General features: G+C 42.7%; 8 protein-coding genes. 3 read left to right on the forward strand and 5 right to left on the reverse strand.

Annotated elements, in window-relative coordinates:
* Window positions 1-73 precede the first annotated feature (73 nt).
* Window positions 74-1,237 (reverse strand): IscS subfamily cysteine desulfurase, encoded by a 1,164-nt coding sequence (locus FIS9605_RS0129400; RefSeq protein WP_026735776.1) that lies wholly within the window; start codon window positions 1,235-1,237, stop codon window positions 74-76.
* A gap of 139 nt (window positions 1,238-1,376) precedes the next feature.
* Here FIS9605_RS0129400 and FIS9605_RS0129405 point away from each other — a divergent pair, with 139 nt between their 5' ends.
* Complete coding sequence (locus FIS9605_RS0129405) at window positions 1,377-1,931, forward strand: Uma2 family endonuclease (protein ID WP_026735777.1); 555 nt, start codon at window positions 1,377-1,379, stop codon at window positions 1,929-1,931.
* A gap of 2 nt (window positions 1,932-1,933) precedes the next feature.
* Here FIS9605_RS0129405 and FIS9605_RS38575 read toward each other — a convergent pair whose 3' ends face one another.
* From FIS9605_RS38575 to FIS9605_RS0129425, 4 genes are all read right to left on the reverse strand, one after another.
* Window positions 1,934-3,616, reverse strand: a complete 1,683-nt coding sequence (locus FIS9605_RS38575) for an alpha/beta hydrolase (protein WP_051470174.1) — start codon at window positions 3,614-3,616, stop codon at window positions 1,934-1,936.
* A gap of 502 nt (window positions 3,617-4,118) precedes the next feature.
* Window positions 4,119-6,128, reverse strand: a complete 2,010-nt coding sequence (locus FIS9605_RS0129415) for an ATP-binding response regulator (RefSeq protein WP_026735778.1) — start codon at window positions 6,126-6,128, stop codon at window positions 4,119-4,121.
* A 14-nt stretch (window positions 6,129-6,142) separates the two neighbouring features.
* The gene (locus FIS9605_RS0129420) at window positions 6,143-12,310 is read right to left on the reverse strand and encodes a hybrid sensor histidine kinase/response regulator (protein WP_026735779.1); all 6,168 of its coding nucleotides are present in this window, start codon (window positions 12,308-12,310) and stop codon (window positions 6,143-6,145) included.
* 358 nt (window positions 12,311-12,668) lie between these two features.
* On the reverse strand, window positions 12,669-13,253 hold the full coding sequence (locus tag FIS9605_RS0129425) for an endonuclease dU (protein ID WP_026735780.1): 585 nt from the start codon (window positions 13,251-13,253) through the stop codon (window positions 12,669-12,671).
* 214 nt (window positions 13,254-13,467) lie between these two features.
* Between FIS9605_RS0129425 and FIS9605_RS0129430 the strand changes: the two genes are divergently transcribed.
* Together FIS9605_RS0129430 and FIS9605_RS0129440 are read left to right on the forward strand one after the other, a co-directional pair.
* The gene (locus tag FIS9605_RS0129430; protein ID WP_026735781.1) at window positions 13,468-13,719 is read left to right on the forward strand and encodes a Calvin cycle protein CP12; all 252 of its coding nucleotides are present in this window, start codon (window positions 13,468-13,470) and stop codon (window positions 13,717-13,719) included.
* A 267-nt stretch (window positions 13,720-13,986) separates the two neighbouring features.
* Window positions 13,987-15,330 carry a cysteine desulfurase-like protein gene (locus FIS9605_RS0129440; RefSeq protein ID WP_026735782.1) on the forward strand — a complete coding sequence of 448 codons (1,344 nt, stop codon included), beginning with the start codon at window positions 13,987-13,989 and terminating at the stop codon, window positions 15,328-15,330.
* Window positions 15,331-15,342: the final 12 nt, after the last annotated feature.

A 15,342-nucleotide genomic window follows, 5' to 3' on the forward strand; every position in this document is an offset into this window, starting at 1 on the left:
GCTTGGTGTCTTAGTGCCTTAGTGGTTCAAAAATGTTTTTTAACCACCAAGACACCAAGACACAAAGAGAAACTCAAACCAATGTCTTTTGCTTTCTTAAACTTTGAATCGTAGCCATTGTATGCTGTGCTACTCGTTCAATCTCTTCAGCAGTATTAAACCTGCCAATGCCAAACCGCACTGATGCATAAGCCAACTGTTCTGAATGTCCCAGTGCTGTCAGAACATGGGAAGGTGCGGTAGTTGCTGAGGAACAAGCCGAACCAGAAGAGACTGCCATCACTGGTTGCAATCCTAACAGCAATGCGGCTCCATCCACTCCCTCAATGCTGATATTCAAATTTCCGGCTAGTCGCTGGGTGGGATGTCCGTTGAGATGAATTCCCTCTAATTGGGAAAGTACCTCCCACAATCTTTGCCGGAGTTGGGTGAGACGTTGGTTTTCTGTGGCTTGTGCTTGTAAAGCTATCTCCACTGCTTTCCCAAATCCGACGATTTGCGGTGTATACAAAGTGCCAGAACGCATCCCCCGTTCGTGGCCGCCGCCATGCTGCTGAGGCGCTAGTTGTACTCTTGGGTTGCGGCGACGAACGTATAACGCCCCGATACCCTTGGGGCCGTAGACTTTATGTGCTGTGAGCGACATCAGGTCAATTTGCATTGCCTGTACATCTAGAGGAATTTTGGCGATCGCCTGGGCAGCATCAGTGTGAAAAATTACATCACGCTCTCGGCAGATAGCGCCAATTTCTGCCAATGGCTGCAACACACCAATTTCATTATTCGCAGCCATCACCGAAACTAGAATTGTGTCAGGACGAAAGGCTTTTTCCAACTCGGTTAAGTCAATTAGTCCATCTTTTTGAACAGGGAGAATCGTAATTTCAAAACCGAGAGTTTGCAGATATTTGCAAGGATCGAGTACGGCGCTGTGTTCGGTGGCAACAGTAATAATATGTTGCCCTTTTTGAAAATAGGCTTCGGCTACTCCTTTGATCGCTAAATTATTGGCTTCTGTTGCACCGCTAGTAAAAACAATTTCTTCTGGCGTGGCGTTGATAGCTTCAGCTAAAATTTCTCGGGACTTCTTCACAGCTGCTTCTGCTTCCCAACCGTAAACATGATTGATGCTGGCTGGATTGCCAAAGTGTTCGCTGAAGTAGGGTAGCATGGCTGCCAGTACCCGTTCATCTACAGGTGTGGTGGCGTGATTATCGAGATAGATAGGACGATTCATATAGTTTGAATTTTAAATTTAAGATATTGGATAGTTTTTGTTGGATATTAATGCTTATGCGATGACATATCCTATTTTGACAAAATTGTATGCTTAGCTATTAAAGATAAGATCGCAATCAGACTCTGTGGAGGTTACTATGACTCTCACAATTCGGGACTTAGAAAAACTGCAAGAAAAGTTGCAAGAAGAACAACGCGACTACCAACTGGAATTGCAAGAAGGAAACATTGTTGTAATGGGGCCATCAGATCTTGAATCAAGTGAAATTGGGGCTGAGTTTATTAGACTGTTGGGTAACTGGGTTAAACCCCGCAGACTTGGAAGAATATTTGACTCCAGTGGTGGATTTATCATGCCCAACACGGATCTACGAGCACCAGATGTTTCTTTTGTATCAGCAGAAAGATTAAAACGTACTGTACGCGATTTTGCCAATTTGGTTCCAGATTTGGTAGTAGAAATTAAATCCAAAACAGATCGCATTCGTCCAATTGAAGAAAAAATCAAGCTATTTTTGCAATTAGGAGCACAGGTTGGAATATTGATAAACCCAGATGAGCTAACTGTGAGTGTGTATCGTCCAAATGGTGAGATGGAAATGCTAGCAAGTGAGGACAAGTTAACTATCCCTGAGTTGTTTCCTGGCTGGGAAATTGCAATTTCTGAGTTATGGCCCCCTGTGTTTGAGTAGTATCAATCATTGTTAAAGTCGATCGCTCGCACTAATGATATCGGCAATGGTGGTTGACTGATGATACTAGTGTAATTTGCACTCAGGTAGGGGAGATAACCTGGCTGATTGGCGACGTAGGTTTGGAAAAAGGCAACGCCTAAAACATTGACATAGCGTTGTGCTAAAGCAGGATAAGGGCCAATCACCTGTTCTGGTAATGGCAAAGCATCATTGGGTGATTGGGCAATCATCGAAAAGTGCGTACCGCCATTAACTAATACTAAATATTTGTTTGGTGTTGTTAGCCAGGTAAACGGTAGAATCTGTTCTGGTAAAGCCGGAGCAGCTGTATCGGCGCTGCTACTCACAATCATCACTGGGATTTTAATTTGACTGAGACTGTCTTTTCCCAAAACAGTACTGATCACTGGGTTGATAGCGATCGCCGCTTTTATTCGCGAGTCAGATAGATTATATTTATTAGACTCTGCTAATTCTACAGTCAAACACTGTAGCAAGAGCGAAACATTCAGTGTGTCTTCTAGAGGTGGGCAGTTATTTTGTAGTTCCTGAAAATTAATCGGTGCGCCTGCTAATGCTAAAGCTGTGTACCCTCCAAAGGATTGTCCCACTACGCCTACTTGTTCCAAATTCATACGCCCTTTCCAACCTGGATTAGATTGGGACTGGCGGCTAAGTTCATCCAATAAATACTTAATATCCAAAGGTCGGTCAATGAACTCTCTCGGGCTTGTGATTTCAGCGGATCTACCTGACAATAATGCTTGCAACTGTTGGGCATTGCTACCAGGATGTTCGGGAACAGCAACGACAAAGCCATAGGAAGCTAGACGTTCAGCTAGGTAAGCAAAACTTGTTCGATCAGAACCGAGTCCGTGGGAGATGACAACTACAGGTTTAGGAATAGAAGCTTGTGGTAGGTAAATATCGGCGGGAAATCTGCGATCGCGCGATCGATCTTCTAGCGTGATACTTTGCTTTTGCCATTGATAGGTTCCCGGTAGTAGCAAGTTTATTCGGCTAAAGGAGATTAGATCTACAGGATTGGTGATAGCTTCTTGTTGGGCTTCCTTATTAATAAGGGCGATCGCATCCTGAGTTTGATCTACGAAATTCTGGAAAGAGTTGGCAATTTGTAGGGCGCGGACTAAATTAATCGAAATATCCCTTGAGGGAAATTTGCGTAGTATATTCAATAAAGTAAAGTCTTCAGGGTCAGCCGCTGCTAAAATTAGCGCCGCACGAATTCCATACAAACCAGTAGAGCGAGTTTCTCCCTGAACGACTTCTGCTAAATCTTCTAGCAATCTTTCGCCAATTGGGGTGTAGAGAAACTGCGAAACTTGCACAGCATTCAAAGGAATGGGAGTCAGCAATGCCTCTCTAATTTGCGGGAGTCGCTCCTTAGGAGCATACTTAAAATATGTAGCTAATTCATCATCTATTTTACCTGTTCTTGCGTAAATTTCCAGAGAAGCTATGGGAATGGAGCGCCTTACAAGACCGTAGGAGAGGGTGAGCCGTTCTGCACCCAAAACAGGACGGGAAACTAAAGCAGATATCAAAAAGAAGGCAGAAGGCAGAAGGCAGAAGGCAGAAGGGAATCCTATGAATAAACTTAGGAGTTTGTATCTTTTTTGGTTGGATTTTGAATTTTGGATTGGAGATTTTGGATTTAGCATTAAAATACCCCCACCTGTTCTCAGTTAGAGACATGCAAAATCAGCTCGCCAGTGAAAGCAAATTATAGCGATCGCTCAGCGTTTTTGCTATCTTACGCCTGATGTGAATTAGGACTAGCCCTTTCAAGGTGAGTAAAAATCCTCAAAAAATTTCCCGAATTTTGAGCTTTTCACCTTTGTGTCTTAGTGTCTTTGTGGTGAAAAAATTGACTTTTGAACCACCAAGGCACTAAGACACCAAGAAAAATACATTACACCTTGAAAGGGCTTTCAAGTGAGAAGTTCTGAAGTCAAAGGTGTTATGCACAAGCCTAAACCCTCTACATTTAAGCCCTAGTATCGATATCCCTCAAGGAAGGAAGGGGAGACAGAGGGAGAGAGGGGGAACTCGGGGTTCCCTCTGGGGATAAGGGGGAAAAGGGGGAGTGGGAGACGCGGCGACGCGGAGAACCTATCAACAATACTCTCCGCGTCCCCGTGTCCCCGCGTCACCGTGTCCTCTTTATCTCCTTGTCGCATGATTCCACTTTTGTGTACTCTCTACACTGATTGATTCCTGGCATAGAATGCTGTGTAAAGTTTGCAATAGTTCCTTAGTCGTGTAAGGCTTAGAAATAAATGCTTTGACTGCATTAACCCCTGACAGTTTATCGTTAGCTGCTAAACCGCTGACAGCAATAATCTTGACCAGGGAATTGATTTTTTGCAATGTGCGAATGGTGGTTGCACCGTCCATTGACGGCATCATCATATCCATCAACACGGCGCTAATTTCATCTTGATGCTGGGCATATAGCGCGATCGCCTCAATTCCATCCCTGGCTGTAATCACTCTATAGTTATAAGTTTCTAGTGAGATTTTGGTCGTTTCCAGAATTTTGGCTTCGTCATCTACAACTAGAACTAATTCTCCGTTTCCTTTAAGCAGTTCGAGGTCTTCTACTAGCGGTGTTACTGTTGCCTCTACTGCTGGCAAGAACACTTTAAATTCAGTTCCTTTGCCAACCTTGCTGTGTACATTCACAAAACCACCGTGGCTTTTGATGATACCCGTCACGGTTGAAAGACCCAACCCTGTACCTTTGCCAACCTCTTTAGTGGTGAAAAATGGCTCAAATATTCTATCCAAGATTTCCGCCGGCATCCCCACACCCGTATCTGCAATAGTAATTACAATGTAATGACCGACACGCGCATCAAGATTCATGCGGGCGTATTGTTCGTCTATAAACATATTTTCGGCACATATACTGAGAGTCCCGCCGTTGGGCATGGCATCACGAGCGTTAACTACCAGGTTCATGAGCACCTGATGCAAGTTTGTGGCATCTCCAATTACAGCCCAAAGGTCTGGCTTGATATTTGCGGAAACTTCAATGGATTTGGGAAATGTCTCTTGGACAATCTGCTTAATTTCTGAGAACAAGTGGTTAACTTGCACAATCGTGCGCTTGCCTTCGACTCCACGGGTAAAATGCAACACTTGCTTAACTAAAGCAGCCCCGCGTTTAGCGTTGGATTCTATTGTCTTGAACATTTGCTGACTCCGCTCATCGGTGTTGGGGAGTTTTAGTTGCAGTAGTTGCGCTGCCGTCAGAATTGGAGTCAGTATATTGTTTAGGTCGTGAGCAATGCCGCCAGCAAGTGTGCCCACACTCTCCAGTCGTTGAGCGCGAAGAAACTGACTTTCGAGCTGTTTTTTCTCTGTAATGTCGGTGTTAACAGTAAGAATCGATTTAGGTTTTCCATCTTTATCGCGCATCAGAGTCCAGCGACTGGCAACAATAATTGCTTTACCTTCTTTAGTGATTTGATGCAATTCACCTTGCCATGAACCAGACTCAGCAAAACTCTTATGAATTTTTTGGAGTTGAGAAAGAGTTTCTGGTCGATACAGAAGCTGATTGACATTTTTGCTAATTATTTCTGTTGCCTTCCATCCATACAAATGTTCAGCCCCTTGGTTCCAAAAACAGATTTGGTTGTCTAAGTCTTGAACGAGAATCGCATCTGTAGTGACATCAAGCAAAGCAGCTTGTTCGCGGATTTTCTGTTCTGCTTGTTTGCGTTCCGAAATCTCCGTTTCTAGACGCAGATTTTGCTCTTGGAGTGTCTTCGCCATGTTCCGAAGCTTGAGATGAAGTTCAATTCGAGCGAGAACCTCTTGATGCTGAAGCGGTTTAGTAATGTAATCAACTGCACCGAGATTCAAGCCTTTGACTTTATCCACTGTTTCGGCAAGTGCGGTCATGAAAATTATCGGAATATCTTTTGTTCGTTCATTAGCTTTCAAACGACGGCATGTTTCAAAACCGTCCATTTCCGGCATGAGTACATCTAACAAAATTAGATCGGGTGGAGCATATTCTGCCCTGGCAAGAGCACTTTCACCATCTTCAGCAACCAAAACCGTAAATCCAGAGTCACCCAAAAAATCGAAAAGCATTTCCAGATTAGTGGGAGTGTCATCAACAATTAAGATGACACCTTTGTTATTTAAATCAATTTTCATAAAACCTCTTATTATTAATATTTTTTGAGAAACTCTAGAATTTGTTTTCCCTTAAAACCTTTGGCAAGTTGGCGCAGATGGGTGGCAAAAGGTACCAATTTTTCATCCAATTCCTCTAGTTCTACGGTTCGTTCTGCAATGCCTCTCAGGTCGCCCTTCATTCCCAAATCTAACAAAATTGCCAGTTCTTCTGCTGGTGGTGCAATCAATTTTGGCTCGTTTCCAGACTCCAGCCTTGGCTCGTTTCCAGACTCCAGCCTGGGAATGCCACCTCTTTCCTGCTCATAAACCCATTCCAACCCCAAGTGAACCCGTAATTTTTCTAAAAGTTCTGTTACCTGGATTGGTTTGGAGAGAAAATCATCGCAACCAACTTCTCGGCTTTGCTTTTGATCGAAATCAAAAACGCTAGCTGAGATGGCAATTACTATCACTTCTTTAAGTTCTGGTAACATCCTGAGGCGACGGGTGGCTTCAAAGCCGTCCATCACGTTCATGACCAAATCCATAAAAATTACATCTGGCTTAAATTCAAGTGCTTTTTTAATACCATCTAAGCCATCTGTTGCTTCTGTGACTTCAAAACCTAAAGGCTGTAGTAGATTAATCAAGACAGAACGATTTGCCCATTTATCGTCTACCACCAAAACTTTTCGTTTAGAACCAACAAAACTAATAATGTTGCATTCATTGACGCTCTTAGCATTAGTTTGTTGAAAACCCTTGGGTAAATCCAAATCTAGCCAAAAAATGCTCCCTTTACCTAAAGTACTCTTTACCTTGAGTTCGCCGCCCATCATTTGAGCTAATTGACGGCTAATTGCCAATCCCAATCCTGTACCTTCAGTCTTACGACTATCCTCACCCACTTGCTTGAACGGCAAAAAGATTTCTTCTAATTGCTCCGGTGCAATGCCAATCCCTGTATCTTCGACTTGAAATCGAATTCTGTCATTTGTCATTTGTCCTACCCTACGGGAAGCCGCCCGAAGGGCGTCTATGTCATTTGTCATTGGCTTAAAATCCTTTGACTTTTGACAATTGACTATTGACTCTTGACTAATAACATTCACTGTGAAAGTTATACTACCTTTTTCTGTAAATTTGACCGCATTGCTAAGTAAATTAATCAAAACCTGGCGCAATCGTTTTTCATCGGCTCGAATAACTCTTGGCAGTGGAGATAGCGCTTTGTAAATTAACGAAATTCCTTTTTGTTCGGCGCGAATGCGGCAAATCTCAGCTATACTCTCAAGAAATTCTGGAAAATGAAAATCTTTGAGATAAAGTTCCATTTTCCGAGCTTCAATTTTGGAGAGGTCTAAAATATCGTTAATTAATGTGAGTAAGTGTTCACCACATTGATAAATAATGTTTACACCATTCTTTTGCTGTTCTGTTAAATTTTTGTCTTTCTGAAAGATTTGAGCGTAGCCCAAAATACCATTGAGCGGGGTACGAAGTTCATGACTCATGTTAGCTAGGAATTCGCTCTTGGCACGGTTGGCGGCGGCGGCTGTTTCTTCGGCTCGTTGGCGATCGCGAATTTCCTGTTGTAATTGTAAATTCTTATTTTGTAACTCCAGCGTTCGCTCTTGTACTTTTGCTGCCAGTGTCCGATTATATTCCTCCAAATCATGATAAAGACGGGCATTTTCAATCGAGATTGCCGCTTGAGAAGATAAAAGTTGCAAAACTTCCAACCGCTCTGGCGTAAATGCCCCAGCGGTCAAGTTATTTTCTAAATAAAGAATGCCAACAAGCTTACCTTGATTAACAATCGGCGTACATAAAATAGACTTGGGTTTGTGGTTAATGATATAGCTATCCGTCGTAAAAACTCCCTCACGGCTAGCGTCATTCAGTACGACATTCTCATGAGTTCGACGTACATAATTAATCACAGATATTGGTAGCTGCTGACTCGACTCTACAGGTGTCGATTCCTGCACGTTTATCTCATCTTGCCCAAAACTTCCTGAAGCTTCTATGAATAAATTCCCTGCTTTTTCTAATATTAAAAATCCTGTTTCTGCACCAGCATTTTCAATCACAATTTGCATCAATTTAGCTAGCAACTTGTCCAAAACAATTTCGCCAGAAAGAGCTTGAGAGGCTTTCATCACTGTGGCTAAATCAAAAACTATGGAACTATTTGCAGTCATAGAGCTAATTGTCCTATTCATCTCTATATCTTGGCTTTTTCGCTCCGATATCCGAGAGAAAATATGAGAATATCTTGCTTCCAAATCTCTAACTTTTGCAATTGCTCCCCAGCGAATATATCCATAGTAAGCATCAGTTAGATAGGTCTGAGCAACCTTTTCTCTACTACGCTCAAAATAAAACTTTGCTGCCAGTTCATTTGCTAGCGCTTCTTCCTGGATGTATCCTTGCTCCCTAGCTCCTGCAATGGCTCGGTCATAACACTCCATTGCTTGCCAGTATTGACCTAATACTCGCGCTTTCTCTGCCTCCACAAGCTCATACTTATGCTGAAAATTCATGGGGGCATGATCTGCCCATTTTTGCATCTTTTCCTGATTATTCGTCACTTTGCTCAGGAGTTGTTCTTGTTGTGAGGGTGATGCTGATGGATATATAGCGAGTTGTGCTAAAGAATCGTAGAAATGGAACACTTGGACAACAAGGAAAGCTTTCACACCATCTAAATATTGTTCGGCTTGAACTGCATTTTCTAATGCTTGATGGTATTCTTCAAATAGATAACAAAGAATAAGTTTGTTTAAATAAAAATAATGAAGTCCAGTTCTGTCATTGGCTTTATTAAGCAGCGGTAATGACTTTTCCTCGTTGTATACTTCACCTAATAAACAGCACTGATTTTCAGAAGCTTCCAGCAAATTAAGGACTGACTGTTGAAATATTTGATTCCAACTCAAAGCGTTTTCTTGCTTGAGTTGAGCAAGAGAATTACTGGTTGTTGCCATTTCTCGTTCAAGTCTTGTCAGTTCTTGACCGATGTAATATGAATATTGGCACTTTTGCATGGCAGCATAACCACCATATTCAAAGTGACCGTTTTCTAGTCCGCTTTGATATCCATCCTGTAAAAGTGGCAAAGTTTCTCTAGCATGAACTTTCCCATGCATCGTACATGCCCCTGCCACGAAGAATACACTTGTCTTAAGTTCTACAGCGTTGAACTGTTCCACAAGGCTTAAAGCCAACTGGCCAAATTTATAAGCCGACTCTATGTCCTGAACTATCCCGTTTAAAATGACACCGTAACAAACATAACCATAGGCTGAGAAAGGTGCATTACCATATTTGATAGATAAATTCACCTGTTCGCACACAACCAACGGAAATAGTGCAGGTGCAGCTTGATAGGTAGGAGAACCCATACTTGTGAGCATACGTATGGCTGCTAGCTTATCTACCTCTGTCATTAACGGTAGGTTAATCAAGTCTTCTATACTCTTCCCACTCAAATTTGTCGCTGTTTGAGTCAGTGTTTGCTGGATGTCCGAGACACTAGGCGACTCTGGTAACTTCACCCCCAGCAGTTCCAATGCTTGTAACCCAATCTCGATTGCTTGAAGTTGTTTGACTTGCGCCATACAGGCTTGAATTTTTACCTCATAGACTTTCATTTTGTCGATAGAGGTTTTTGCCTGTTTCAGAACAACATTTGCCCATTTCTCCATCTGCTCAAAATTGCCGTTCAGGTACGCAGTTTCTACTGCTGACTCATAGAGTGCTAGTGTGAGTGCGTACTGATTCTGCCAGCTATTTGCTGCCAATAATCCCAAACCTACCTTTAGGTAGCGCATAGCAGACTCATACGCCGTAGCTGCTTTCGCTTTCTGACCTGCGATCAGATTGAGTTCAGCCAACTCATACTTTTCTAACTCTAAGGTGAGTAAGTCGGTACCATAATTCAGCTGATTGACCAAAGTAAAAATATTTTCTTTTCGTTCTTCTGGCGTAGTGTTTTGTAGTAACAACTGACCAATTTTGAGATGAGTTTCTTGTTTCTGTGAATCTGGAATGAGAGAATAAGCGGCTTGTTGCACGCGGTCATGTAGAAATTTGTATGAGATCGGGAATTGAGAATTGGAAATTAGGTTAGGGTGATTCTTTCTTTCCCGTTCCCCTAACTCTATTTCCCATTCCCCAACAAGAGGAATTTTATAGTATTGGCTTAGAGGCAGAACCAGACCAGCCTGCAAAGATTCCCACAAATCTGCTGCTGTTTTTGACAAAGACTTTTGATTAACAATACTCAGAACATCTAGGGTAAATTTATCCCCGATACAAGCAGCTAACTTTAAGACATTCTGCGTCTTCGGTGACAGCTTTTGAATCTGGTTGACCATTAATTCGACAACATTATCAGTGATATCAATGTCTTTAAGCTGTTCGATATTCCACTGCCAGCAAGCTTCACTGAAATTAAATGACAATAAGTTTTCTTGATAAAGGGATTTAAGCAGCTGAGTTAAGAAGAAGGGATTTCCCTGAGTTTTATTAAACACTAACTCAGCTAGCGGCTGTGACTTTTCTTGGTCAGTGCGGAGAGTATCACTTACTAATTGATTAACATGATAAATCTGCAAAGGCTGGAGGACAATATTGTTGACAACCGCACCAGATTTTTGAATTTCCTCTAACGTCAACATTAAAGGATGAGTTGCACTCACCTCGTTATCTCTATATGCTCCAATTAGTAATAAATATTGGTTATTTGGGTCACTTATCAGCAGTTGAATTAATTTCAGGGAAGCTGAATCAACCCACTGTAAATCATCTAAAAAAAGTACAAGTGGATGTTCAGGCTTGCAAAATACATGAATAAATTGCCGAAACACTCGATTAAATCGGTTTTGAGATTCAGTTGCTCCCAATTGAAGAACTGGTGGCTGAAGACCAATAATTCGTTCGACTTCAGGAATCACATCAATAATGATCTGACCGTTGGCACCGAGAGCTTCTAATAGTTTTGTTTTCCAAATTGCTATCTTGTCAGCACTTTCTGTTAATAACTGCTGCATCAATTCCTGAAAAGCTTGAATTAAAGAAGCATAAGGAATATTCCGCTTAAATTGGTCAAATTTACCAGAAATAAAATAACCCCTTTGGCGTACGATGGGTTTATGAACTTCATTCACCAAAGAAGATTTACCAATACCTGAGTAACCACTTACTAACATCATTTCTACTCCCCTTAATCCTCCTTTAGTAAGGAGGGACATAGGGGGGTTTGCCACTCGCTCAAAAGCATCCATCAAGATAGCAACTTCTTTTTCGCGACCATAAAGTTTTTGCGGAATGATAAATTGGCTGTATAAATCAAGTTGACCAACACTGAAATATTCAATATTTACAGTCGCTTGTAGTATTCGTAGACATTCTTCTAAGTCAGCTTTTAGTCCCAAAGCACTTTGATATCTTTCCTCAGCAGTTTTGGCTAATAATTTCATGACAATATCAGAAACTGCTTGGGGAATTTTTGAGTATATTTCTTTGGGTGATATCGGTGTTTTAGCAATGTGGCAATGAACTAATTCCAAAGGGTCGGTAGCTTGAAAAGGTAACTGTCCCGTTAGCATTTCATAGAAGGTGACACCTAAGGAATAAAAATCAGTTCTATAGTCAATAGAGCGATTCATCCTTCCAGTTTGTTCTGGTGACATGTAGGCGAGGGTGCCTTCAAGCAAATTGGGATTACTAACAGTTTGATTTTCTCTTGACAGGTGGGATGAAATGCTAAAATCTATAATTTTAACTTGACCTGTTTTTACGTTGATGAATATATTTTGGGGTTTAATATCTTTATGAATAAGGTTGTTTTTATGTAATTGAGCAAGCGTTTCAGACAATTGAATCGCAATTTGCAAAAAATTGCTTAATTCAAAATTTTGTGCAGTAATAAAATTTCTTAGAGGCTCTCCCCCAAAATCTGACAAGATCAGCGCCAGACCATTTTGATAGCTTTCTAAAGCTAGGGGTTTAACAATTCCTTCTATCTCTAAGGATTGGAGAATTTTATATTCGTGTCTTAATTGAGCGAGCTGTTCTATAGTAGGATACTCAGTTTTGAGAGTTTTAATAATTACCGAAGTTTGCTCTGACTCCTTAAAAGCACGGTAAACACAAGTAGTAGTACCGTCATAAAGGACTTTGATGAGATTGTAACCAGCAATAGTGAGACTCATTGTTGTCTTCTTGTTCGTGTGAAGTAAGCAGGCACTCAGCTAATAGGTTTCATATCAATGCTAAGTTCTGCTCCTGTTTGACTTCGGGAATATCATCAATTGTTGGCATATGCCTTGATGATCCAAGTAATTAGTTAATTGAAAGTAAAGTTATTTAATTAAAATTTATTCGTAGTGGTGAGACCGGGCTAAAATATAGCAAAAAATTTTTTGTGGTGCAGGCATTTTCATCGGACGGGCGAGACGCCCATCCCACAAGAAATCATAATGCACCAAATTAGTCCGATTACACCAGTAGCTAGTAGGGTGCGTTAGTAAAGTAACGCACCCTACGAATCTGGCTATCTTCTGCCTTTATTCAAGCCTGTCGCCCACTCTCCCCTTTGACAACCGCAGCTGCAATCAGGTGGGCAAGGCGCAGCGCCTCCGGGACATGCCCGCAGTCTGTCAGACGCTTAAGTACTTGAGCGCTTACCTTGGGATCGGCTCCACAAACCTGAAAGTAAAAAGGTGGATACTCGTAGATAGGGCCAGCTTGGCGTAAAATTTCTAATCGTCGTTCCGGTTGCGGCAGCCTTTGCATAGCGTACTCAATGGCACTTAACTTTGGTTGGCGTCGCATTACAGTAATACAAGGACGCTCTAATCGCTGTGCTAGCAACGGTAAGTTAATTACATTAAACCCCCCCAGAGAAATGCCATCGAGTAGCACCACATGCAACTGTGGTAGAAATTTGCCGCCAAGGAGTAACTGACAAAGAATGTCTGTAGCATCCCAGCCATCTGGCTGTATCTCGCCCCAAACCATCCCTTCAAACCGAGTATTTGCACAGACAACCCCTGCCACTCCAACTGGATGACCAGAACGGCGAATAAAGGGGGCATCATCAAAACCAATAGCGCGAATCGTGCGGCGATTTTGCAGCAATACTTCTAGTTCCATTGCAGGTGGTTGGACTGAGGCTTGAGATTTATATTGAAATTTTGTACTTAGACATCAAAATGTTTGTTTAATGCCATGATTTAGGTGTGATCGCTTGTTTATATAAGTACGTACCTGGTAATTAGCATACAGAAATTACGGTTTATCCCACTGTATATTGATGTAGCACCTATCTAAATTGAAGGTGTGAGTTCCATATATCTCAACATTGCAGATGAAAACTTTGACCGAACAAAATGTGGCTACAAAACTCGAACAAGCCATTACTGAAGCTATCACAGAAGCGCGTGAAACTTGTCAAACCAATGGCAGTAACTCTAGTGCGTGTGCTGTAGCGTGGGATATTGTTGAAGAGTTGCAAGCCGAAAAATGTCACCGCCACCAGGCAATCAAAACCAAAACTTATCTGGAAACCTACTGTCAGGAAAACCCAGGGGCAGATGAGTGTCGAATTTACGATGTATAGTCCCTGGCTGTGTCAAGAACTGATACCAAGTTGCGTTCAGATATAACAATTATTACCCTCTCCCCCTCCCCTCTCCCGATTTGGGAGAGGGGTGCCGACAGGCGGGGTGAGGGAAGTACTATCTTTGACTGCAACTTAGTATGAACGGTTAAGATATAACTAGCGCAACGCGGCAAAAATGAAGCTCAAAAGCCTAGTAAATAAGCTTTGCAGCCTCCAGCATCACTGCCTGATTGCACTAGTCTAAAAGCCAGGAGTCTGCTGACCATGAAGGTGCCTCTTGATATTAAATGGATACTTGCCCAGTTTCCTGCGCTTACGCAAGAAATTAACGATCAACCCGTAATTTTCTTTGATGGGCCAGGAGGCACCCAAGTGCCTGGATCGGTAATAGATGCGATCGCCGATTATCTGGTCAGGTCAAATGCCAATGCCCACGGGTATTTTGCCACAAGTGCGCGCACAGATGCGTTGATTGACTCTGCTCGTGTAGCAATGGCCGATTTTCTGGGGTGTGACGCTGGTGAGGTGGTCTTCGGTGCTAACATGACCACACTCACTTTCGCCTTGAGTCGAGCCATTGGTCACGAACTCCAGCCAGGCGATGAAATTATTGTGACGCGGCTCGATCATGATGCGAATGTTTCCCCCTGGTGTGCGTTAGCCGAACGAGGCGCAATCATCCGCTTTGTCGATATTAATACGGAAGACTGCACACTGGACTTGAGTGACCTAGAACGACAAATTAATCAGCGCACGCGCTTGGTGGCAATTGGGTATGCTTCCAATGCTGTGGGTACGATTAATGACGTAGCTGCGATAGTGCGTCTTGCCCATGCAGTTGGTGCTTTAGTATTTGTCGATGCAGTCCACTATGCACCCCACGCCCCAATTAATGTGCGATCGCTAGACTGCGACTTTCTCACCTGTTCAGCATACAAATTTTTCGGCCCCCATGTCGGTATTCTCTACGGCAAGCGCGAACATTTAGCACGTCTGAGTCCTTACAAAGTGCGACCTGCCTCAGACGAAGTACCATCCCGCTGGGAAACTGGCACTCAAAACCATGAAGGTTTGGCGGGGGTGGTGGCAGCGATTAACTATTTAGCAAAACTCGGTTGCCATGTCTCACCCTCAGTTGAAAGCGAGTTGCTTTCTTCTCTCCTAGAAGCTGACACGGGAAAATGGGAAGCATTCCGGTGTCCTCCCAGTCATTCAGCCTCTTATCGGAGTCGGCGTGCTGCGATAGTAACCGCAATGACAGCCATCCAACAATACGAAAAAGAACTGAGCAAACAGTTGATTTCTGGTCTTTTAGAGATTCCTGGCTTAAGTCTATATGGTATTACTAACCCAGAACGCTTTGCTTGGCGGACACCAACCGTTGCAATCACAATTGCTGGACATACTCCTCACAGCATTGCTAAGGCATTGGGCGATCGCGGTATTTTTACCTGGCATGGCAATTTCTATGCGATCAATCTCACTGAAAGGTTAGGAGTCGAAGCTAGTGGCGGTCTATTGCGGATTGGACTAGTACATTACAACACGGTGGCTGAGATTGGGCGACTGTTGCAAGCTTTGCATGAGATAGCGGCGCTACCAAAGTAAGCAAGGTAAGTC

Source organism: Fischerella sp. PCC 9605 (assembly GCF_000517105.1).
Classification (GTDB): Bacteria; Cyanobacteriota; Cyanobacteriia; order Cyanobacteriales; family Nostocaceae; genus PCC9605.

What these genes read in the sequence shown, in the direction of transcription:
- FIS9605_RS0129400 (WP_026735776.1), bottom strand. Translation starts at nt 1,237, where the DNA reads ATGAATCGTCCTATCTATCTCGATAATCACGCCACCACACCTGTAGAT.
- FIS9605_RS0129405 (WP_026735777.1), top strand. Translation starts at nt 1,377, where the DNA reads ATGACTCTCACAATTCGGGACTTAGAAAAACTGCAAGAAAAGTTGCAA.
- FIS9605_RS38575 (WP_051470174.1), bottom strand. Translation starts at nt 3,616, where the DNA reads ATGCTAAATCCAAAATCTCCAATCCAAAATTCAAAATCCAACCAAAAA.
- FIS9605_RS0129415 (WP_026735778.1), bottom strand. Translation starts at nt 6,128, where the DNA reads ATGAAAATTGATTTAAATAACAAAGGTGTCATCTTAATTGTTGATGAC.
- FIS9605_RS0129420 (WP_026735779.1), bottom strand. Translation starts at nt 12,310, where the DNA reads ATGAGTCTCACTATTGCTGGTTACAATCTCATCAAAGTCCTTTATGAC.
- FIS9605_RS0129425 (WP_026735780.1), bottom strand. Translation starts at nt 13,253, where the DNA reads ATGGAACTAGAAGTATTGCTGCAAAATCGCCGCACGATTCGCGCTATT.
- FIS9605_RS0129430 (WP_026735781.1), top strand. Translation starts at nt 13,468, where the DNA reads ATGAAAACTTTGACCGAACAAAATGTGGCTACAAAACTCGAACAAGCC.
- FIS9605_RS0129440 (WP_026735782.1), top strand. Translation starts at nt 13,987, where the DNA reads ATGAAGGTGCCTCTTGATATTAAATGGATACTTGCCCAGTTTCCTGCG.